This window comes from Streptomyces sp. NPDC050548 (assembly GCF_044457385.1).
Classification (GTDB): Bacteria; Actinomycetota; Actinomycetes; order Streptomycetales; family Streptomycetaceae; genus Streptomyces.
Genome location: NZ_JBITGV010000015.1, coordinates 221,111 through 241,240, shown reverse-complemented (window position 1 = coordinate 241,240; position 20,130 = coordinate 221,111). Strand labels below are relative to the sequence as shown.

General features: G+C 70.2%; 21 protein-coding genes. 10 read left to right on the top strand and 11 right to left on the bottom strand.

Annotated features, from left to right (window positions below; translation table 11 throughout):
* Window positions 1-121 precede the first annotated feature (121 nt).
* Both ACIBJH_RS34955 and ACIBJH_RS34950 read left to right on the top strand, forming a co-directional pair.
* The gene (locus ACIBJH_RS34955; RefSeq protein ID WP_399120932.1) at window positions 122-985 is read left to right on the top strand and encodes an SGNH/GDSL hydrolase family protein; all 864 of its coding nucleotides are present in this window, start codon (window positions 122-124) and stop codon (window positions 983-985) included.
* 77 nt (window positions 986-1,062) lie between these two features.
* The gene (locus tag ACIBJH_RS34950; protein WP_399120931.1) at window positions 1,063-1,716 is read left to right on the top strand and encodes a TetR/AcrR family transcriptional regulator; all 654 of its coding nucleotides are present in this window, start codon (window positions 1,063-1,065) and stop codon (window positions 1,714-1,716) included.
* 77 nt (window positions 1,717-1,793) lie between these two features.
* Here ACIBJH_RS34950 and ACIBJH_RS34945 read toward each other — a convergent pair whose 3' ends face one another.
* Both ACIBJH_RS34945 and ACIBJH_RS34940 read right to left on the bottom strand, forming a co-directional pair.
* Window positions 1,794-3,431: an MFS transporter gene (locus ACIBJH_RS34945; protein ID WP_399120930.1), complete on the bottom strand. Its 1,638-nt coding sequence runs from the start codon at window positions 3,429-3,431 to the stop codon at window positions 1,794-1,796.
* Window positions 3,432-3,733: 302 nt separating this feature from the next.
* On the bottom strand, window positions 3,734-4,189 hold the full coding sequence (locus ACIBJH_RS34940; RefSeq protein WP_399120929.1) for a MarR family winged helix-turn-helix transcriptional regulator: 456 nt from the start codon (window positions 4,187-4,189) through the stop codon (window positions 3,734-3,736).
* 194 nt (window positions 4,190-4,383) lie between these two features.
* Between ACIBJH_RS34940 and ACIBJH_RS34935 the strand changes: the two genes are divergently transcribed.
* Together ACIBJH_RS34935 and ACIBJH_RS34930 are read left to right on the top strand one after the other, a co-directional pair.
* Window positions 4,384-5,352: an alpha/beta hydrolase gene (locus tag ACIBJH_RS34935; protein WP_399120928.1), complete on the top strand. Its 969-nt coding sequence runs from the start codon at window positions 4,384-4,386 to the stop codon at window positions 5,350-5,352.
* Between the two features lie 45 nt (window positions 5,353-5,397).
* Entirely contained in the window at window positions 5,398-6,138 is a 741-nt protein-coding gene (locus tag ACIBJH_RS34930) for a maleylpyruvate isomerase family mycothiol-dependent enzyme (protein ID WP_399120927.1), read from the top strand.
* 7 nt (window positions 6,139-6,145) lie between these two features.
* Here the strand turns inward: ACIBJH_RS34930 and ACIBJH_RS34925 are convergent, their stop codons facing one another.
* Window positions 6,146-6,523, bottom strand: a complete 378-nt coding sequence (locus tag ACIBJH_RS34925) for a MarR family transcriptional regulator (RefSeq protein ID WP_359612612.1) — start codon at window positions 6,521-6,523, stop codon at window positions 6,146-6,148.
* Between the two features lie 87 nt (window positions 6,524-6,610).
* Between ACIBJH_RS34925 and ACIBJH_RS34920 the strand changes: the two genes are divergently transcribed.
* Both ACIBJH_RS34920 and ACIBJH_RS34915 read left to right on the top strand, forming a co-directional pair.
* Window positions 6,611-8,086, top strand: a complete 1,476-nt coding sequence (locus ACIBJH_RS34920; RefSeq protein ID WP_399120926.1) for an MFS transporter — start codon at window positions 6,611-6,613, stop codon at window positions 8,084-8,086.
* Window positions 8,087-8,261: 175 nt separating this feature from the next.
* Window positions 8,262-8,549 carry a DUF6332 family protein gene (locus tag ACIBJH_RS34915; protein ID WP_399120925.1) on the top strand — a complete coding sequence of 96 codons (288 nt, stop codon included), beginning with the start codon at window positions 8,262-8,264 and terminating at the stop codon, window positions 8,547-8,549.
* On the opposite strand, the gene ACIBJH_RS34910 is transcribed toward ACIBJH_RS34915, so the two are convergent.
* From ACIBJH_RS34910 to ACIBJH_RS34900, 3 genes are all read right to left on the bottom strand, one after another.
* Window positions 8,510-9,175: a response regulator gene (locus tag ACIBJH_RS34910; RefSeq protein WP_399120924.1), complete on the bottom strand. Its 666-nt coding sequence runs from the start codon at window positions 9,173-9,175 to the stop codon at window positions 8,510-8,512. The two genes, ACIBJH_RS34915 and ACIBJH_RS34910, sit on opposite strands and share 40 nt — an antisense overlap.
* Entirely contained in the window at window positions 9,172-10,371 is a 1,200-nt protein-coding gene (locus tag ACIBJH_RS34905; RefSeq protein ID WP_399120923.1) for a sensor histidine kinase, read from the bottom strand. Before ACIBJH_RS34905 ends, ACIBJH_RS34910 begins: the two co-directional genes overlap by 4 nt.
* 196 nt (window positions 10,372-10,567) lie before the next feature.
* Window positions 10,568-11,260, bottom strand: a complete 693-nt coding sequence (locus ACIBJH_RS34900) for a TetR/AcrR family transcriptional regulator (RefSeq protein ID WP_399120922.1) — start codon at window positions 11,258-11,260, stop codon at window positions 10,568-10,570.
* 167 nt (window positions 11,261-11,427) lie between these two features.
* Here ACIBJH_RS34900 and ACIBJH_RS34895 point away from each other — a divergent pair, with 167 nt between their 5' ends.
* Window positions 11,428-11,877 carry a nitroreductase family deazaflavin-dependent oxidoreductase gene (locus tag ACIBJH_RS34895; protein ID WP_019069471.1) on the top strand — a complete coding sequence of 150 codons (450 nt, stop codon included), beginning with the start codon at window positions 11,428-11,430 and terminating at the stop codon, window positions 11,875-11,877.
* Here the strand turns inward: ACIBJH_RS34895 and ACIBJH_RS34890 are convergent.
* On the bottom strand, window positions 11,867-13,126 hold the full coding sequence (locus ACIBJH_RS34890) for a geranylgeranyl reductase family protein (protein WP_399120921.1): 1,260 nt from the start codon (window positions 13,124-13,126) through the stop codon (window positions 11,867-11,869). The two genes, ACIBJH_RS34895 and ACIBJH_RS34890, sit on opposite strands and share 11 nt — an antisense overlap.
* 132 nt (window positions 13,127-13,258) lie before the next feature.
* On the opposite strand from ACIBJH_RS34890, the gene ACIBJH_RS34885 reads away from it, so the two are divergent.
* From ACIBJH_RS34885 to ACIBJH_RS34875, 3 genes are read left to right on the top strand one after another with little or no spacing between them, the layout of a single operon-like run.
* Window positions 13,259-14,614, top strand: coding sequence for a dipeptidase (locus ACIBJH_RS34885; protein ID WP_399120919.1), 1,356 nt, complete (start codon window positions 13,259-13,261; stop codon window positions 14,612-14,614).
* Window positions 14,615-14,647: 33 nt separating this feature from the next.
* Window positions 14,648-14,944: a DUF1905 domain-containing protein gene (locus ACIBJH_RS34880; protein WP_399120918.1), complete on the top strand. Its 297-nt coding sequence runs from the start codon at window positions 14,648-14,650 to the stop codon at window positions 14,942-14,944.
* A 14-nt stretch (window positions 14,945-14,958) separates the two neighbouring features.
* Window positions 14,959-16,011 carry a protein kinase family protein gene (locus tag ACIBJH_RS34875; RefSeq protein ID WP_399120917.1) on the top strand — a complete coding sequence of 351 codons (1,053 nt, stop codon included), beginning with the start codon at window positions 14,959-14,961 and terminating at the stop codon, window positions 16,009-16,011.
* Here the strand turns inward: ACIBJH_RS34875 and ACIBJH_RS34870 are convergent.
* The 4 genes from ACIBJH_RS34870 to ACIBJH_RS34855 are packed head-to-tail and all read right to left on the bottom strand — an operon-like array spanning window position 15,984 to window position 20,065.
* Window positions 15,984-17,054 carry an ABC transporter ATP-binding protein gene (locus ACIBJH_RS34870; RefSeq protein WP_399120916.1) on the bottom strand — a complete coding sequence of 357 codons (1,071 nt, stop codon included), beginning with the start codon at window positions 17,052-17,054 and terminating at the stop codon, window positions 15,984-15,986. The two genes, ACIBJH_RS34875 and ACIBJH_RS34870, sit on opposite strands and share 28 nt — an antisense overlap.
* On the bottom strand, window positions 17,051-18,169 hold the full coding sequence (locus ACIBJH_RS34865; RefSeq protein ID WP_399120915.1) for an ABC transporter ATP-binding protein: 1,119 nt from the start codon (window positions 18,167-18,169) through the stop codon (window positions 17,051-17,053). The genes ACIBJH_RS34870 and ACIBJH_RS34865 overlap by 4 nt, the downstream gene beginning before the upstream one ends.
* Window positions 18,166-19,086, bottom strand: coding sequence for an ABC transporter permease (locus ACIBJH_RS34860; RefSeq protein WP_399120914.1), 921 nt, complete (start codon window positions 19,084-19,086; stop codon window positions 18,166-18,168). The genes ACIBJH_RS34865 and ACIBJH_RS34860 overlap by 4 nt, the downstream gene beginning before the upstream one ends.
* Window positions 19,079-20,065: an ABC transporter permease gene (locus tag ACIBJH_RS34855; RefSeq protein WP_399120912.1), complete on the bottom strand. Its 987-nt coding sequence runs from the start codon at window positions 20,063-20,065 to the stop codon at window positions 19,079-19,081. Before ACIBJH_RS34855 ends, ACIBJH_RS34860 begins: the two co-directional genes overlap by 8 nt.
* Between the last annotated feature and the right edge of the window lie 65 nt (window positions 20,066-20,130).

The following is a 20,130-nucleotide window of genomic DNA, read 5'->3' as shown; positions in this document are numbered from 1 at the left end:
CATTCCACGAGAGCGCGGAGGCGTTGTGCCCCTATTCGGATTGCCCCAATTCGCCGGCCGCCGGTCGCGAAATCTCCGTACCGCCACGGCAGTCGTGGTCACCTCGGCAGCCGCGTTCACCATGAGCGCGCCCAGTGCAACCCCGGTCTCGGCCGTGTCCGCCGGGACCTCGGTGGCCAGTAGCGGCGGCGGATCCCCCTACGTCGCGCTCGGCGATTCCTACGCGTCCGGCGCCGGACTGGCCGGGGTGAAGGACACGGAGTGCGACCGTACGAACGGCAGTTACCCCAGTCTCATCGCCAAGTTCTTCGCCGCTGTCGGACCGCGCCACGCCTTCAAGGACGTCACCTGCAGCGGCGCCACCACACGCGACTTCTGGAACGGCAAGGGCAGCAAGCCTCCGCAGATCGACGCGCTCACCGCCGACACGAGACTCGTCACCCTGACCCTGGGCGGCAATGACGTCGGCTTCTCCAGTGTGCTCGCCACCTGCGCACGCCTCGCCTCCTCCGACCGGGACGGCAGCCCCTGCGAGCGGTACTTCACGGCGGACGGCAAGGACGTACTGGAGGAGCGCGTCGCCACCATGGAGGGGCGTGTCCACGACGTGCTCGCCGACATCAGGCGGCGCAGCCCGCGCGCGAAGGTGATCGTCGTGGGGTATCCCGCACTCTTCCCCGACGACGGCGTCGCCTGCCCCGAAGTCCCGTTCGCCAAGGGCGACTTCGCCTATCTGCGGGACACCACGAAGAAGGCCAACCAGGCACTGGCCCGCCAGGCGGTGGCCGCCGGGACCGGCACGTCCTTCGCGGACACCTATACGCCGACGATCGGCCACGACATGTGCCGCCCCCGCGACGAACGGTGGATCGAGTCGCTGAGCCCGGCCGCCAACACCATGGCCGCGCACCCCAACATCCTCGGCCAGTCGGCCATGGCGGCGTCGGCGCTGTGGCAGATCTACAAGCCCTTCCACCGGCCGTAGCCGTCAGCTTCACCAAAACACCAGGTCAGGGCGGCATCGGTCAGCGGACCGCGCCCCACCCGCCGTATAGTCGCGTCATGCAAGAGACTGGGCGGATGGAGCCGACGCCCCGCAGGAACCTGCGCGAAGAGCAGAAGATCCTCACCCATCGCCGACTGCTCGAAGCGGCCGTCACGGTGTTCACCGAGAAGCCCTTTCTCGAAGCGCGGATGGAGGACATCGCCCAGGCCGCGGGGGTGACCCGGGTGACGGTCTACGCCCACTTCCCCGGCAAGGCCGAGATCGTGGACGCGCTGGTGGAGCGCCTGTACGGCCTGATGGGCGAGGCCTACGCCGACCTGGCCGCGCTGCCCCGGTGGACGCCGGCGGACATCCGGGCCTGGCTGGAGGAGGCGGCGGTCCGCTGGCGGGAGATGGCACCCATCCGTCGTGTCGCCAACGCGGCGGCCCCGACGGCGCTGCGCAGTCTGGGCGACGGCCGGACGCAGTACGTCGAGGCGCACGAGCGGTATGTCGGGATGCTGGTCGGCGACTACGGGCGATGGCGGGGCGTGGATCCCGCGGAGGCCCGGCAGCGTGCGCTGATGGCCGTACTGCAGACCGAGTCGTTCTTCTCCGCCTGGATCGCCGTCGAGTGGCCCTTGGAAACGGCCGACCCTCTGCGGCTGTTGGCCGACTCGCTCTGTCATCTCCTCGCGCCCGCGCTGGAGAAGGACGACACCTCGGCCTGAACGGACCGTACGACAGGGGTGGTTGGCCATCGGTGTCGTAGCCGATGACCAACCACCCCTGGAACAGCGGTCGTTGGTCAGCCGGTCTCGCCGACGGCCGTTGCACCGGCGGCCGGTTGAGCCGCCACCGCGGGCTCTGTCTCCATGTGCGGGGCGCGGGAGCGGACGCCGATCGTGACGAGGGCCACTGCGGCGGCCACGAGCATGCCGACTCCGCCGACGAGGGCGCAGGTGTGGAGCGCGTCGGTGAAGCTCGCCCCGTAGGCGGCCAGGGCCTGGCCGGTCGCCTCACCGGAGTTGAGGTGCAGGAAGGCGCCCGCCTGGATGCCGACGCCGTTCACCGTGCCGATGACCTGGCCCTGGTCCGCGGGGCTCAGGCCGGACGCGGCGACGTGGCCGGGCAGGGTGTCCAGGGTGCGGTTGGTGAGGACGACGCCGAAGATGGCGGGGCCCAGGGCGCTGCCGATCTGGCGGAGCGCGCTGTTGGCGGCGCCCGCAGTGCTGCCGAGGCGGCGGGGCAGGCTGTTCATGGCGATCGTGGTGATCGGGGCCATCGCCAGCGCGATGCCGATGCCGAACACCGCGATGACCAGGGCCGCTTCACCGGTGCCGGTGGTGGCGTCGAAGAGGTTCACCAGGAGCGCCCCGATGCCGCCGACGAGCAGGCCGGTCACCAGCACGAGGCCGGGCGAGAAGCGGTGCATCAGCCGGCCGACGACCGGACCGAGGACGACGGTGAAGCCGTTGAGCGCGATCAGGCGCACCCCGATGTCCCAGGTCGAGGCGTGGTGGACGAGGCCGAAGTACTCGCTGAGCGAGAAGACCAGACCGACCTGGGCGAACAGCGTGAGCGCCATGACGAACGCGGCCCCGGAGAACGCCGTGGACTTGAACAGGCGCATGTCCAACATCGGGCAGCGGGAGCGCAGTTCGACGACCACGAAGGCCGGCAGCGCCAGGGCCGCCACGACGAACGCGGTCACGACCTCCGCCGAACCCCAGCCCGGAGCGCCGCCGCCCTCGATGACGCCGTAGACGATGCCGGTGATGGCGACGATCGCGAGGAGCTGGCCGGGGATGTCGAGGTGGCGTTCGCGGTCGGAGCGGGAGTCGACCAGGACGAAGGCGCCGACCAGGATCGTGAGGGCGCCGATGGCCAGGGTGGGCAGGAAGATCCAGCGCCAGGTGGTGTGTTCGACGATCAGTCCGTTGAAGAGGGGGCCGAGGGTCAGGCCGAGGCCGAGGGCGGCCGTCCACAGGGCTATCGCGCCGGCCCGCTTGCGGTGGTCGGGACAGACGTGGCTGATCAGGCCGAGGGTCGCGGGGAGCAGCGCGGCGGTGCCGATCCCGGTGAGCGCCTGGCCGACGCAGACCTGGACGACGCTGTGCGCGGTGAGGGCGACGAGACAGCCCACGCAGGACAGCGCCAGACCGATCAGGTACATCTTCTTGCGGCCGAAGAGGTCACCGATGACACCGCAGGTCAGCAGCAGGGCGGCGGTCGGGAGGATGAACGCGTCGGTGATCCACTGGAGCCCGGTGGTGGAGGCGTCCAGCGCCTGCTGGATCACCGGGAGCGCCACCGACACACCGACGACCGGCAGATAGGAGACGAAGACTCCCAGGCAGGCCAGCAGGATGGTGCCGGTGACGTGGCGGGACGGGGAGTCCGGCTGGGGGGAGGGGGGCGAGACTTCGGAGACCAGGGTCGGCATGGCACCTCTAAACGTCGTCGTACGGGGGCGGGTTGACCGGGTGTGAACTGCGCGTGGCGTTCCGGGCGTGGCTACGGCGGGGGTGACGGTGCCGACTCCGTCAGTCGTGTCCCGTGGCCCGGAGGCTGACGTGGTTGTTCGGCTTGAATCTCCATTGACGTAAGCCATTTCGTTTCGGGAAATCGCTTCGGACCGTATACCGGGGACCCGGTCCTGGAGATGCCGTTGGACCTGCAAACTAAGCTGAACAGCGGCGACGACACACCGCTCCGCGGGGCATGAACGCGCAGGTGGGAGGCCGGTCAGCCGGTGGCGACGTTGGCCGTGATCAGCCGGAGGAGCTGCTTCGCCAGGGCGTCCTGGTCGGGGGTCAGACCCATCGCGTCGCCGATCGCGAGGGGCACGGCGGCGGCTCGCTCCCGCATCCGCGCGCCGGTGTCGGTGAGCCGGATGGCGACCGAGCGCTCGTCGTCGAGCCGGCGTTCGCGGCGCAGCAGTCCGTTCGCCTCCAGCCGCTTCAGCAGCGGGGAGAGCGTGCTGGATTCCAGCTGGAGCGCGGCGCCCAGTTCCCGTACGGAGATCGAGTCCTGCTCCCAGAGGACGAGCATGACGAGGTACTGCGGGTAGGTCAGGCCCAGCTCGTCGAGCAGCGGCCGGTAGCGGGCGGTCACCGCGCGGGAGGCCGCGTACAGGGCGAAGCACAGCTGGTCGTCGAGGAGCAGCGATCCCTCGGCCGGTTCCGCGGCGGCTGGGCTCATGGTGCGACTCCTCGCTGCGGTGCTCCGGTGCTCTTCAGGGCAATCACCACCTTATCGTTCAGGTCCGGTCGATCCTATCGAGCCCGCTTTAGTTGTGCACGACTTAATCGCGCGCTACTCTCATCCTCGTGCCGCACCACCGGCCCCGGACCTCACCGGGCCCGTCCGCGGCGCCCGCTCGTGAGGAGACCGTCATGACCGACAGCACCGCACCCCGCCCCGTCCTCGAACCGGCGGCCCAGGCCTTCGCCGAGGCGACCGCGAACCCGCCCTACCTCTTCGACCTCACCCCGTCCGAAGGCCGCAAGGCAGTAGACGAGGTCCAGTCCGGGGAGATCGCCAAGCCCGCCGTCGACGAGGAGTGGATCACCGTCCCCGGCGGCCCCACCGGCCAGGTCAGGACGCGTATCGTGCGTCCGGCAGGCGTCACCGGCCCGCTCCCCGTGATCATCTACATCCACGGCGCCGGCTGGGTCTTCGGCAACGCCCACACCCACGACCGCCTCGTACGCGAACTCGCCGTCGGCACGCAGGCCGCCGTCGTCTTCCCGGAGTACGACCTCTCCCCCGAAGCCCGCTACCCCGTCGCCACCGAGCAGAACTACACGGTGGCCAAGTGGGTTGTGGAGCAGGGCGCGACCAAGGACCTGGACGCCACCCGCATCGCCGTCGCCGGCGACTCGGTCGGCGGCAACATGACCGCCGCACTGACCCTGATGGCCAAGGAACGCGGCGATGTCCCCCTGGTCCAGCAGGTGCTCTTCTACCCGGTCACCGACGCGAGCTTCGACACCGCCTCCTACCACCAGTTCGCAGAGGGCTACTTCCTGCGCCGCGACGGCATGCAGTGGTTCTGGGACCAGTACACGACCGACGAGACCGAACGCGCCCAGATCACCGCCTCCCCACTGCGCGCCACCACCGAGCAGCTCACCGGACTGCCCCCGGCCCTCGTCATCACCGGCGAGGCCGACGTCCTGCGCGACGAGGGCGAGGCCTACGCCAACAAACTCCGCGAGGCCCAGGTCCCCGTCACCGCCGTCCGCTTCCAGGGCATCATCCACGACTTCGTCATGCTCAACGCCCTGCGGGAGACCCACGCCGCCGAAGCCGCCATCACCCTGGCCGTCACCACACTGCGCAAGGCGCTCGCCACCGACTGATCCCGGGAGCACCCGTCTCCGCCTTCCGTGCGGCACACTCGCCCCATGGACACCGATGCGTTCGTGGGGACCCTGGACCGGGAGGGCGGCCTGCTGGCCTCGGCCGCCGAGGAGGCGGGTGTCGACGCCGAGGTGCCGACCTGCCCGGAGTGGCGGGTGCGGGATCTACTGCGGCACACGGGGATGGTGCATCGCTGGGCGACCGCGTTCGTCGCCGAGGGACACACCGCGTACCACCCCGACGGCGGTCTGCCGGACCTGGACGGCGCCGAGTTGGTGGCCTGGTTCCGGCAGGGGCACCGTCGCCTGGTGGACACCCTCTCCGCCGCACCGCCCGACGTGGCGTGCTGGTATTTCCTGCCGGCTCCGTCGCCGCTCGCGTTCTGGGCCCGCCGGCAGGCGCACGAGACGACCGTGCACCGGCTGGACGCGGAGTCGGCACGCGGCGGCGCCCCCACCGCGATCGCCCCGGACTTCGCGGCCGACGGCATCGACGAGTTGCTGCGGGGCTTCCACGCCCGCGACCGCAGCAGGGTGCGCAGCGTGGAGCCCCGGGTGCTGCGGGTGCGGGCCACGGACACGGACGACGCCGTGTGGACCGTACGGCTGTCTCAGGAGCCGCCCGCGGCCGAGCGGGGCGGTTCCGGGGACGTCGACTGCGAACTGACCGGTCCCGCCTGGGAGTTGTATACGGCGCTGTGGAACCGGACGCCGTTCCCGGCCGTCTCCGGGGACGCGTCGCTCGCCGCGCTGTGGCGGGAGAAGTCGGCGATCACCTGGAGTTGACGGTCCGTCAGTCGGACAGCATCCGCGTCAACACCGCGCGCTGCAGCGGGAGTACCTCGCCGTGCAGGTCGCGCCCCTTGTCCGTGAGGGTCACGCGCACGCCCCGGCGGTCCTCCGCGCACATGCCGCGCTCGACGAGACCGTCCTTCTCCAGCCGGGCGATCAGCCGGGACAGGGCGCTCTGACTGAGGTGGACGCGCTCGGAGATCTCCTGGACGCGATAGGCGCACGCGTCACCGGCCAGCACGTCCAGCACCTCGAAGTCACTGCCGCACAGGCCGTGTTGATGGAGGGTGCGGTCGAGTTCGCACTGCGTGCGGGCGTGCAGCGCCAGCATCTCCCGCCACTGGTCCACGAGCGCCTGCTCGGCCTTCTTCGCCGCCATGACAGGGCACCGTAGCAGAGAAGCGGGTTTGTTGCATCGTAATTAAATGCGTTTGCATTCGATGCATACGCATGTAGTCTCTGCGGCATGACCTCTCCGCTCTCCCCTACACGGTCCGAGGGACGCTGGACCCCACGGCTCTGGGGCACCCTGCTGGTGCTCTGCGCCGCGATGTTCCTGGACGCGCTGGACGTTTCGATGGTCGGCGTCGCCCTGCCCTCCATCGGCTCCGAACTGGACCTCTCCACCTCGACGCTCCAATGGATCGTCAGCGGCTACATCCTGGGATACGGCGGGCTGCTCCTCCTCGGCGGCCGGACCGCCGACCTGCTCGGCCGACGCCAGGTCTTCCTGGTCGCCCTGGGAGTCTTCGCGGTGGCCTCCCTGCTCGGCGGGCTCGTCGACTCGGGTCCGCTGCTGATCGCCAGCCGCTTCATCAAGGGCCTCAGCGCCGCCTTCACGGCACCGGCCGGCCTGTCGATCATCACGACGACCTTCGCCGAGGGCCCGCTGCGCAACCGCGCCCTGTCCATCTACACCACCTGCGCGGCCACCGGCTTCTCGATGGGCCTGGTGCTCTCCGGCCTGCTCACGGAGGCCAGTTGGCGGCTCACCATGCTGCTGCCCGCGCCCATCGCGCTGATCGCCCTGCTCGTCGGCCTGAAGCTGCTGCCGCGCAGCGAACGCGAGAAGGACCACAACGGCTACGACGTCCCCGGCGCCGTCCTCGGCACCGCGTCGATGCTGCTGCTGGTCTTCACCGTCGTACAGGCGCCTGAGGTCGGTTGGGCCTCTGCCCGAACTCTCCTGTCCTTCCTGGCCGTTGCCGTCCTGCTGACCGTCTTCGTGTACGTCGAGCGGCGCTCCGCCGGGCCGTTGATCCGGCTCGGGGTGCTGCGCTCCGGCAACCAGATCCGCGCCCAGCTCGGCGCGATGGCGTTCTTCGGGTCGTACGTCGGCTTCCAGTTCCTCGTCACGCTGTACATGCAGTCGCTGCTCGGCTGGTCCGCGCTGCACACGGCGCTCGCCTTCCTGCCGGCCGGGGCTGTGGTGGCGGTCTCCTCGACGAAGGTCGGCTCGATCGTCGACCGGTTCGGCACACAGCGGCTGATCGCGACGGGCTTCGCGCTGATGGTCGTCGGGTACGCGCTGTTCCTGCGGGTCAGCCTCGATCCGGGATACGCGGCGGTGATCCTGCCGTCGATGCTGCTGATCGGCGCGGCCTGCGCGCTGGTCTTCCCCTCGCTGAACATCCAGGCCACCAACGGGGTCGAGGACCACGAACAGGGTATGGTCTCCGGGCTGTTGAACACCTCGGTGCAGGTGGGCGGCGCGATCTTCCTCGCGGTCGTCACCGCCGTGGTCACCGCCCACGCCCCCGCGCACGCCACCCCGCAGGCGGTGCTGGACAGTTACCGGCCCGGGCTGGTCGTGGTGACGTTCATCGCGGTCGCCGGACTGCTGATCACTCTGCCGGGGCTGCGCGGCCGTCGCGCTCAAGAGACCCTCGTGGTCGCCAAGTCCACGGTGACGGAGGCGGAGCGGGTGGCGGTCAACGACTAGACGCGTCGGATTTCGTCCGCGGGTGCACTGTGGCTGGTCGCGCAGTTCCCCGCGCCACTAAGGGGCGCGACCGACTGGGCCGGTGTTCGACGCCTCGCCCCGGAGAAACCCCTCTCACGTGTGCGCCCGGCGGAGCCGATTGCTCCGTCGGGCGCGCGTGTGTGAGACTCGTGGAATGAGCATGACCGGGGGACGGCGTACACAGGCCGAGCGGGACGCGATGACCGTCGAGATCGGGTATGCGCTGGTCAGCGCGGTGTTCGCGGCTGTCGTCGTGTTCGGGGCGGTCGCCGGTCCGGTGTGGCTGTTCGAGCTGCCGGGCGCGGTCGAGACGGGGCTGATGTGGGCGGGGCTCGTGCTGCTGCCCGTCGTGTTCTTCGTGCGTGTGGCGAGCGTGCTGTACCGGTATCGGCGGGCGGCTGGTCAGCCCAGCCAGCCGGGGCGGACCAGCCCCGACTCGTAGGCCAGCACGACCAGTTGGGCCCGGTCCCGGGCGCCCAGCTTCACCATCGTGCGGCTGACATGGGTCTTCGCGGTGAGCGGGCTGACGACCAGGCGCCGGGCAATCTCCTCGTTCGAGAGGCCGATACCGACCAGGGCCATCACCTCCCGTTCCCGCTCGGTGAGTCGGGTGAGGGCGTCGGCCGTCGCCGGTTCCTTGGAGCGCGCCGCGAACTCGGCGATCAGACGGCGGGTCACCCCGGGCGACAGCAGCGCGTCGCCGTCGACCACCGCCCTTACGGCGCGCAGGAGTTCGTCCGGTTCGGTGTCCTTCACCAGGAAGCCGGAGGCGCCGGAGCGGATCGCCTCGAAGACGTACTCGTCGAGTTCGAAGGTGGTCAGCATGACGACCTTCACCGCCTCCAGGTCGCCGTTCCCGGTGATGCGTCGGGTCGCCGCGAGGCCGTCGAGCGACGGCATGCGGATGTCCATCAGGACGACGTCGGGGCGCAGTTCGCCCACCTTGCGCACCGCCTCCTCGCCGTCGGAGGCCTCGCCCGCGACCTCGATGTCCGGCTGCGCGTCCAGGAGCGCCTTGAACCCGGCGCGGACCAGCGACTGGTCGTCGGCGAGCAGTACCCGGATCACCGGTCGTCCTCCTTCGGTGTGACCTTCAACGGCAGTACGGCGAGCACCCGGAAGCCGCCGTCCGGGCGCGGGCCCGCCTCGATGGTGCCACCGAGCGCGGCGGCCCGCTCCCGCATCCCGGCCAGCCCGTTGCCGCTGCCCCCGGCGTCCGTGCCGGTAGCGGGCCCGTCGTCGTCGACGCGCAGCCGCAGCTCCCGGGGATCGTGGTCGACGTGCACGCGCGCGTGCCGCGAGCCCGAGTGCCGTACGACATTGGTCAGGGCCTCCTGGACGACCCGGAAGGCGGCGAGGTCGGTGCCGGGCGGGAGGCGGGGCGGGGTTCCCTCGACCTCCACCGTGAGGCCCGCGCTCGCCGCCTGCTGCACCAGTTCGGGCAACCGGTCGAGGCCGGGGGCCGGGGTGCGCGGCGCGTCGCCCGGGGCGCGCAGACTGTCGAGGACCTGACGGACCTCGCCGAGCGCCTCCTTGCTGGCGGCCTTGATGGTGGTGAGGGCCGTACGGGCCTGCTCGGGGTCGGAGTCGAGAAGCGCGAGGCCGACGCCCGCCTGGACGTTGATGACGGAGATGCTGTGCGCGAGGACGTCGTGCAGTTCACGGGCCATCCGCAGCCGCTCCTCGTCGGCGCGGCGACGGGCCGCCTGGGCGCGCTCGGCGCGCTCGCGGACCCACTGGTCGCGGCGGGTGCGGGCCAGTTCGGAGATCGCAGCGACGGCCACCAACCAGGTGGCGACGGCCAGTTCACGGCCCCAGGGCATCGCGTGGTCGTGCTGCGGGGGCAGCCATCGGTACAGCCAGTGCGCGATCAGGAGATGCGACGCCCAGAGCGCGCCGAGCGCGGTCCAGGCCGCCCACCGACGCCCGGCCACGACCGCGCCGAAGCAGCCGAGCGCGACGGGCAGGAAGACGGGGCCGTACGGGTATCCGGCACCGAAGTAGAGCACGGCGGCGAGCACGGTCCCGAAGGCCACCCCTACGGGGTAGCGGTGACGCCACAGGAGCAGCGCCGAGCCGACGACGAGCAGCACGCGCGCGTAGAGGTCGAGCTGGACACGGTCGGGCTGGCCGTGCCCGGCGAAGCTGCTGCCCACCAGCACGAACACGGTGACCAGCAGCGTGGAACGCCACGGCCACCGGGTCGGTGCCGCCTCCCCGCCCCACGGCGGTCCGTGACGCCACCGTACGCGCTGCTCGTCCATACACGTCACGCTAGACGCCGGGCGGGGTCGGGGGCGTCAGCCGAGCGAGGTGATCACGTGTACTTCCCGGGGAGTACGAAGCGATACCCGTCGACTCCCGTCCACGACAGCGCCCCGTAAGGGGCGCGGGGCGGTATCAACATGCGGCTCCGCCGCGTGGGCGCGCCCAGCCCCCACCGGCCTGCAGCCGACGAAGTCACACGTCCGCAAGCCCCACCCCGAGCGCAAGCCGTCGTACCGCATGACGAAAGAACGGCTCACGGTCCTCCACCACCCGGCGGAACTGGCCGAAAAGCTCAAAGCTGACCAGTCCGAACGTCTCGGCAATGGCGGCGACGAGGGCCACGGCTGATCCGGGCGGAAGGCCGCCCGCGAAGTCCGCGATCATACGGTCCGCCTCGGGGCGCAGGCCGGCCGGAAGCGGGGGCTCGGTAAGGGTGCCGGCCTGGTGGGCGTCCTGTACGACGCCGATCAGGATGAGGGCGACACGGGCGGCGGACGGGACGGTCGTCTCGGGGGCGACATAACCGGGGACCGGTGAGCCGTAGATCAGCGCGTACTCGTGCGGATGCGCGAGCGCCCAGCCCCGTACCGCCTCGCACACGCTCGTCCAGCGCCGCAGCGGGCCCGCGTCGGCCACCTTGGCGTGGGCCACCTCCGCGCTCTCGCCGACGGAGTCGTACGCATCGATGATGAGAGCGGTCAACAGGTCGTCGCGGCTGGGGAAGTACCGGTACAGCGCGGAGGAGACCATGCCCAGTTCACGGGCCACGGCGCGCAGCGAGAGTTTCGCGGCGCCCTCGGCGGCGAGCTGTCTGCGTGCCTCGTCCTTGATGGCCGCGGTGACCTCGATCCTGGCTCGGGCGCGGGCGCCTTGTGTGGTGCTCATGCGAGCAAGTCTGGCACGGAATCAGAGCAGCGCACACAAACGAGAGCGGCGAACAAAAAAGAGAGCACCGCTCTTGCATTGGATCGCCGAGCCGATGCAGACTGTTCCCGAGAGCGAGAGCAGTGCTCACAAAAGGGAGCCGCGCTCTCCAAAACCCAGGAGTCGTCATGAGCACGCATGTGCAGAAGCCCGGCTGGTTCACGGTCAACGTCTTCAACCGCGCCGTCGCCTGGTTCACCCGCCGCGGTCTCAGCGTGTGGGGCTCACGGGTGCTGGCGGTCCGCGGCCGGAAGAGCGGCGAATGGCGGACCACCCCGGTGAACCTGCTGACGGTGGACGGACAGCAGTACCTCGTCGCCCCGCGCGGGCACGTCCAGTGGACGCACAACATGCGCGCGGCGGGCGGCGGCGAGCTGCGGCTCGGCAAGAAGGTGGACGTGTTCACCGCGACCGAGGTCACCGGCGACGACAAGGTGCCGCTGCTGCGCGCCTACCTCAAGCGCTGGAAGGCCGAGGTCGGCGTGTTCTTCGGAGGAGTCGGCCCGGACTCCTCCGACGACGAGCTGCGCCGGATCGCCCCCGACCACCCCGTCTTCCACGTCACGGTCAGGAGCTGACCTCGCCCTCCTCAGGCTCAACGGGCGTTTCGACCTCCGCGGTCCTGCGGTCGAACGCGGTCAGCGCGCGCTGTGCCATGGGGTGGCTGCGCACCAGCTCGCCCAGCGTGGTCGAACCCCGGGTGATGTCCATGAAGGCCTTCCAGGCCGGCCGGAAGCCGGTGAGGGCCGCGTGGAAAAGTCCGGGGCGCCGCTCGAAGATCGCCAGCATGGTCTTGCCGACGCTCATCTCCACGCCGAGCCCCGCCTTGATCGCGAACGCGTAGTTCAGCGCCTGGCGGCGGGTGTCCACGGCGTCGTGCGCCTCGGCGATCCGCACCGCCCACTCCCCCGCGAGCCGTCCCGAGCGCAGCGCGAACGAGATGCCCTCCCGGGTCCACGGCTCCAGGAGTCCCGCCGCGTCCCCGCAGACCAACACGCGACCGCGAGAGAGCGGCGAGTCGTCCGCCCGGCACCGGGTCAAGTGCCCTGAGGAGATGCTCGGTTCGAAGCCGGCGAGGCCGAGCCGGGCGATGAAGTCCTCCAAGTACCGCTTGGTGGCGGCGCCTTCACCGCGCGCGGAGATCACGCCGACCGTGAGCGTGTCCCCCTTCGGGAAGACCCAGCCGTAACTCCCGGGCATCGGGCCCCAGTCGATGAGGACCCGCCCCTTCCAGTCCTCGGCGACGGTGTCCGGCACCGGGATCTCCGCCTCCAGGCCCAGGTCCACCTGGTCGGTCTTGACCCCGACGTGCGCCCCTATGCGGCTGGCACTGCCGTCCGCGCCGACGACGGCCCGCGCGAGGACCGTCTCGCCGCCTTGGAGGACGACGGCGACCGTACGGCGGTCCGGCACCGCGGAGCCGTGCTGCTCGACTCGTGTCACTGTGACGCCGGTGCGCAGCTCGGCGCCCGCCTTCTGCGCGTGCTCGACGAGCTGCTGGTCGAACTCGGGCCGGTTGATCAGCCCGAACAGCATCTGCCGGGACCGGCGGGTACGCGTGAAACGTCCGTTGTTCGAGAACGTTATGGCGTGCACCCGGTCCTTCAACGGCAGCTCGAAGCCGGGTGGCAGGGAGTCGCGCGAGGGTCCGATGATGCCGCCGCCGCACGTCTTGTAGCGGGGCAACTCGGCTTTCTCCAGCAACAGCACACGCCGTCCCGCGACGGCCGCCGCATAGGCGGCCGAGGCCCCCGCGGGTCCCGCGCCCACCACGACGACGTCCCACACCCGCTGCACGTCGTCCGCCGAAGAGTTCTCGCTGCTCACGATGGTCTACTGCTCCCGATCAAGCCGCTGCCGCACCTGTCCCCCGCATCCTACGGCGGACATCGCCCCAGGCCGTTGTGGGAGGATCGACGGCATCATTCGTACAACGTCGCACCCACAAGGAGCGTGCCCATGTCGTCGAATCCGGTCGCCGAGACCGTCGCCTCGCTGATGCCCAGGGCAAGAACTGAGCTCGGCGAGCTGGTGGCCTTCAAGTCGGTGGCGGACTTCGACCAGTTCCCGAAGAGCGAGAGCGAGGGCGCCGCGAACTGGGTCGCCGACACGCTGCGCGCCGACGGTTTCCAGGACGTGGCCCTGCTCGACACCCCGGACGGTACACAGTCGGTCTACGGCTACCTGCCCGGCCCCGAGGGCGCGAAGACCGTGCTCCTGTACGCCCACTACGACGTACAGCCGCCGCTCGACGAGTCCGCCTGGACGACCCCGCCGTTCGAACTGACCGAGCGCGAGGGCCGCTGGTACGGGCGCGGTGCCGCCGACTGCAAGGGCGGCGTGATCATGCACCTGCTCGCGCTGCGCGCCCTCAAGGCCAACGGCGGCATCCCGGTGCACGTCAAGGTGATCGCCGAGGGCTCGGAGGAGCAGGGCACCGGCGGCCTGGAGCGGTACGCCGAAGAACACCCCGAACTCCTCGCCGCCGACACGATCGTGATCGGCGACACAGGAAACTTCCGTGTCGGCCTGCCCACGGTCACCTCGACCCTGCGCGGCATGACCCTGGTCCGGATCCAGATCGACACCCTCGAAGGCAACCTGCACTCGGGCCAGTTCGGCGGCGCCGCGCCCGACGCGCTGGCCGCGCTGATCCGCGTACTGGACTCGCTGCGCGCCAAGGACGGCTCGACGACCGTCGACGGGCTCGCCGCCCACGCGACCTGGGACGGACTGTCGTACGACGAGGGGCAGTTCCGCCAGGACGCCAAGGTGCTGGACGGTGTCGAGCTGATCGGTTCCGACGCGGTCGCCGACCGCATCTGGGCGCGCCCGGCCGTCACGGTCCTCGGCATCGACTGCCCGCCGGTCGTCGGCGCCACCCCGTCCGTGCAGGCCGGCGCCCGCGCGCTGGTCAGCCTCCGCGTCCCGCCGGGGGTCGACACGGCCGAGGCGACCAAGCTGCTCGCGGCCCACCTGGAGGCCCACACCCCGTGGGGTGCCCGCGTCAGCACCGAACAGATCGGCCAGGGCCAGCCCTTCAGCGCCGACACGACCAGCCCGGCGTACACGGCGATGGCCGAGGCGATGGCGGTCGCCTACCCCGGCCAGGAGATGCAGTACGCCGGCCAGGGCGGCTCCATCCCGCTCTGCAACACCCTCGCCGCCCTCTACCCCCAGGCCGAGATCCTCCTCATCGGCCTCAGCGAGCCGGAGGCGCAGATCCACGCGGTCAACGAGAGCGTGTCACCGCAGGAGTTGGAACGGCTTTCGGTGGCGGAGGCGCTGTTCCTGCAGAACTACGCGGGCAACTGAGCGCGTCCTGAGGGGTGTTGGGGGATCGACGGCATGCGGTTCGTCTTCACCGGCCGGGTGGTCGAGTGGCGCGGCCCATCGCCGTACTACTTCGTCCCCGTGCCGGGCGAGGAGTCGGCGGACATCCGCGAGGTCGCCACCATGGCCTCGTACGGCTGGGGAGTGATCCCCGTCGAGGCGCGGATCGGCGAGACCGCGTTCGCGACGTCGCTCTTCCCCAAGGACGGCGGATACCTGCTGCCGCTCAAGGCCGCCGTGCGGATGCCGTGCGGTCTCGGCGCGGACGACGAGGTGACCGTGGAAATGACCGTCCGGCTGGGCGTCGCCTGAACGAGGATGAACCCATGTCCCGCACCGAGCGCATCACCGCCCACAGCGACATCGCCACCACCCTCGCCCTCCTCTCCGACCACGAACTCGCCGAACTGGTCGACGCGGGGACGCCGTTGGGGACAGGTATCGGCGGGCGTTCGGCGCTGATCGAGGTGGACGGCAGAAAGGTGTTCGTGAAGCGGATGCCGCTCACGGATGTGGAGCGGCTGGCGGAGAACGTCCGGTCCACGGCCAATGTGTTCGGAATGCCCGCCTACTGCCACTACGGCCTCGGAAGTCCGGGCTTCGGTGTCTGGCGGGAGCTGGCCGTGCACACGATGACCACCAACTGGGTGCTGGCGGACCGATTCCCGGGCTTTCCGCTGATGTACCACTGGCGGGTACTGCCCGACACGCCCCAGCCACTGCACGACGAACTGGCGGATATCGAAAGGGTCGTGGCCTACTGGGGCGGCAGCCGACAGGTGCGCGAGCACATCGAGGCACGGCGCACGGCGAGCGCGAGCCTGACACTGTTCGTCGAGCACTTCCCGCACACGCTGCACGACTGGTTCGACGACCAGCTGCGCACCGGCGATCCGGACACCGCCTGCACCCTCGTGGAGCAGCAGCTCAAGAGCACCACGGAATTCCTCCACGAGCACCGACTGCTGCATTTCGACGCCCACTTCGAGAACATCCTCACCGACGGCCGCCGGCTCTACCTCACCGACTTCGGCCTGGCGGTCTCCTCACGCTTCCGACTCGCCCCCGAGGAACGGGAGTTCCTCGACCGGCACCAGCACTACGACCGCTCCTACGCCACCGCCCGGCTGGTGAACTGGCTCGTCGTCGCCCTGTACGGGTACGACCTCCCGGAGCGCGAGGCCTTCGTGCGGGCCTGCGCCGACGGTGAGCGGCCCGGCGGAATCCCCGAAGCCGCCGCCTCGATCATCACCCGGCACGCGCCGCTCACCGTCGTGCTGGCGGACTTCAACCGCCGTGTGCAGAACGAGAGTCGGCTCACCCCGTACCCCGACGCCGAACTGAGCCGCGCCTACAACAGTTCCACGCTCTCCGCATAGTGACAGGCGACCGGGTTCCCCCCGCCCCGGTCGACGAGTGCCGGTGCCTCCTCGACGCAGGAGGTACGTTCGCTCTCCGTCAGCTGATTGGCGAACTTCGGGCACCGCGTGCGGAAGCGGCAACCGCTCGGCGGGCGGACCGGGCTCGGGACGTCGCCCTGGATGGTGATGCGCTTCCGGGCGCGTTCCTTGCGCGGGTCGGGCAGCGGGATGGCCGAGACCAGGGCCTGGGTGTACGGGTGCGCCGGGCGGGCGAAGAGCTGTCGGGCGGGGGCGATCTCGACCAGGCGGCCCAGGTACATGACGGCGACCCGGCCCGCCACGTGCCGCATCACCGACAGGTCGTGGGCCACGAACAGGAAGGACAGGCCGAGTTCGCTCTGCAGGTCCATCAGCAGGTTGAGGACGCCCGCCTGGATCGACACGTCGAGGGCCGACACGGGTTCGTCGAGGATGACGACCTTGGGCCGCAGGGCCAACGCCCTTGCGATGCCGATGCGTTGGCGCTGTCCGCCGGAGAACTCGTGGGCGAAGCGGTTGCCGTGCTCGGGGTTGAGTCCGACCAGCCGCAGGAGTTCGCTCACCTCTGCGCCCGCCCCGGACCCGTAGCGGCCGTGGATGCGCAGCGGTTCGGCGACGATCTCGTGGACGGTCATCCGCGGGTCGAGCGAGGCGTACGGGTCCTGGAAGACGATCTGCAACTCCCGCCGCAGAGGCCGCATCTGACGTCTGCTCAGCCGAGTCAGTTCGTGTTGCCCGTAGCGGACCTGGCCCGCGGTCGCCCGTTCCAGACCGAGGACGGTGCGGGAGATCGTGGTCTTGCCGGAGCCCGACTCCCCCACCAGGCCCAGGGTTTCGTTCTCGTGGAGGTCGAAGGAGACTCCGCAGACGGCGTGCACATCGCCGACGCGGCGGCGGATGACGCCCTTGGACATGACCGGGAAGTGCTTGACCAAGTCCCGTACCTGGAGGACCGGTTCGCCGGTGCCGCCATGGCCGGGCAGCGGCGGCAGGGGGGTGACGGCCTGCGCGGGCGCGGTCATACGGCGTCCTCCTCGGGGTTCGTGGCGGGGGCCGCGTCGGCGAAGCGGGCCAGGGCCTCGGTGTCCGCGCCGACCGCGTCGAAGACTTGGTCCGCGCCGGTGTCGACGAGTTCGTCGGCGAAGTGGCAGGCGCTGAGATGGAGGTCCCCGCCCGCCCTGCGCAGGACGGGTTCGTCGGTGTCGCACACGTCCCGGCGCATCGGGCAGCGGGGCGCGAAGGGGCAGCCGGGCGGCAGGTTCAGCAGACTCGGCGGTGAGCCGCTGATGGGGGTGAGGCGTGCCTCCTCGCGGTCGAGTCGCGGCAAGGAGCCGAGCAGGCCCAGGGTGTAGGGCATGCGCGGGGTGTAGAAGATGTCCTCGACCGACCCCGTCTCCACTATCCGGCCCGCGTACATGACCGCGACCCGGTCGGTGTGGCCGGCCACCACACCGAGGTCGTGGGTGATGAGGACGAGCGCCGCGCCGGTCTCGGCGCGGGCGGTCTCCAGGGCTTCGAGGATCTGCGCCTGCACGGTGACGTCGAGGGCGGTGGTCGGTTCGTCGGCGATGATCACGTCCGGGTCGTTGGCCATGGCGATCGCGATGACGACGCGCTGGCGCATGCCGCCGGACATCTCGTGCGGGTAGCTGTCGACGCGCCGCTCGGGGCTGGGGATGCCGACGGTGCCGAGGAGTTCGACGGCGCGTTTGCGGGCGTCCTTGTGTGTCATCTCGGGGTTGTGGCGGAGCAGGGTCTCGCTGATCTGGTAGCCCACGTTGTAGACGGGGTTGAGGGAGGTCATCGGGTCCTGGAAGATCATCGCGATGCCGCTGCCGCGCAGGTCGGACAGGCGGGCGTCCGACAGACCCAGCAGCTCGGTACCTTCGAAGCGCACCGAGCCGCGCACCTTGGCGCCGGTCGGCAGCAGCCCCATCACGGCGAGGGCGGTCACCGACTTCCCGGACCCCGACTCGCCGACAATGCCCAGCGATTCGCCCCGGTCGAGCCGGTAGCCGACGCCGCGCACGGCCCGCACCGTCCCGTCCTCCGTGCCGAACTCCACACTGAGGTCCTCGACTTCGAGCACGGCCGAGGTCACGGGGACCTCGCGCACTCCATGACTCGTGGTCGTCACTGTCGCACCCTTTGCTGCCGGGGATCGAAGGCGTCGCGCAGGCCGTCGCCGATGAAGTTGATGGTCAGCGCGATGGCGATGATGAACGCGCCGGGGATGTAGAAGAGCCAGGGCCGGGTGTCGACCGCCGTCTGCGCCTGGGAGACCAGCAACCCCAGGGAGGTGTCGGGGGGTTGGACACCGAAGCCGAGGAAGGACAGCGCGGTCTCGGTGAGGATGCCGGTGGCCACCAGGATCGTCGCGTTGACGATGATCGGGCCGAGGGCGTTGGGCAGCAGATGCCGGAAGATGATCCGCACATCGGAGGCGCCGAGCGCCCGCGCCGCCTCGATGAACTCCTTCTCGCGCAGCGACAGCACCGAGGAGCGCACGACACGGGCCACGTACGCCCAGGTCAGTCCGGCGATCACGATCGCGATCCAGTACCAGGAGCCGCCGGTGCGGGAGGAGATGACCAGGGCGATCGCGAACAGGGGCAGCGTCAGCACGAGATCGGCGATGCGCATCATGACCGCGTCGACGACGCCACGGTAGAAGCCCGCGATGGCGCCCCAGATCGCGCCCACCAGGGTGGAGCCGAGCGCGATCATGATGGCGATCTTCAGCGAGGTCTGGGTGCCGCGCATGACCTGGGCGTAGGCGTCGTATCCCGAGGAGTTGGTGCCGAACGGGTGCTTCCAGGACGGCGGTTTGGAGTTGTCCTCGGTGTACTTCTCGTAGGAGTAGTGCCAGAGGTGCGGGCCGATGAACGCCCACAGCAGGATCAGCACGAACACGACCAGGCTGACCATCGCGGCCCGGTGCCGCAGGAAGCGGCGCAGCACCAGCTGGGTCTGGGTGCGCTGCCGTACGGTGAACTCATGGTCGCCGGGCGGCAGTTGAGTGCCCGCGGACCCCGGTGCCTCGATGTCAGTCATAGCGGATCCTCGGGTCGAGTACGGCATAGAGGAGATCGGCGATGAGGTTGAACCCGATGACGACGACGGCGGAGAGCAACAACCAGGCCATGGTGCGGTAGACGTCGAGCGTGGTCGCCGCCTGCACCAGCATCTCGCCCATGCCGTGCCACTGGAAGATCGTCTCCGTGATCACCGCGCCGCCCAGGATGATCGCGATGTCGAGGGCGGTGACGGTGGCGAGCGGGATGAGGGCGGTGCGCAGTGCGTGCCGGGTCATCACCCTGCCGCGCCGAAGTCCCTTGGCGCGGGCGAGCCGTACGTAGTCGCTGTTGAGGACCTCCAGCATGGAGGCGCGGGTGTAGCGGGTCCAGGACGCGAAGGAGACCAGGGCGAGGGTGATGGTGGGCAGGATGAGGTGGCCCACGTGATCGGTGAACTGGTTCCAGGTGGTGTCGACTTCGAGGTACGGGGACTTCTCGCCGATGGTGCCGAGGAACTGGCTGCCGGTCTTCTCGTTGAACCAGATTCCGGCCTGCTTGAGGAGCACCGCGAACCAGAACACGGGCATGGCGAGGAAGAGGAAGCCGAAGAAGGTGATGGTGTAGTCGGCGGCGGAGTACTGGCGGATGGCACTGAACACACCGAACACCACGGCCATGATCAGCGCGAGGATCATCGCGGCGGCGACCAGGGTGATGGTCACCTTGAAGCGGGTGAACAGGTCGTGTCCGATGTCCAGGTTGGCCTGCACGGACGGGCCGAAGTCGCCGTGCAGGACACCGATGATCCAGTTCCAATAGCGTTCCATCACCGGCTGGTTGGCGTGGATGTGCCGGGCGAAGGCGGCCACCGCCGCTTTGCTGGGCGCGGGTTGCCGGGAAGTGGCGAAGTTGGCCACCGGGTCGCCGGAGTTGACGACGACCAGGAACACGATGAACGTCGAGACGAGGAGGACGGGTATGGAGACGAGGACGCGACGCACTGTGTAGGCGAGCATGCGGTCTTCTCTCGGAGGCCGGCGGGTCGGGGATGCCGTCGGGGTCGGGCTCGGCTCCGGTACCG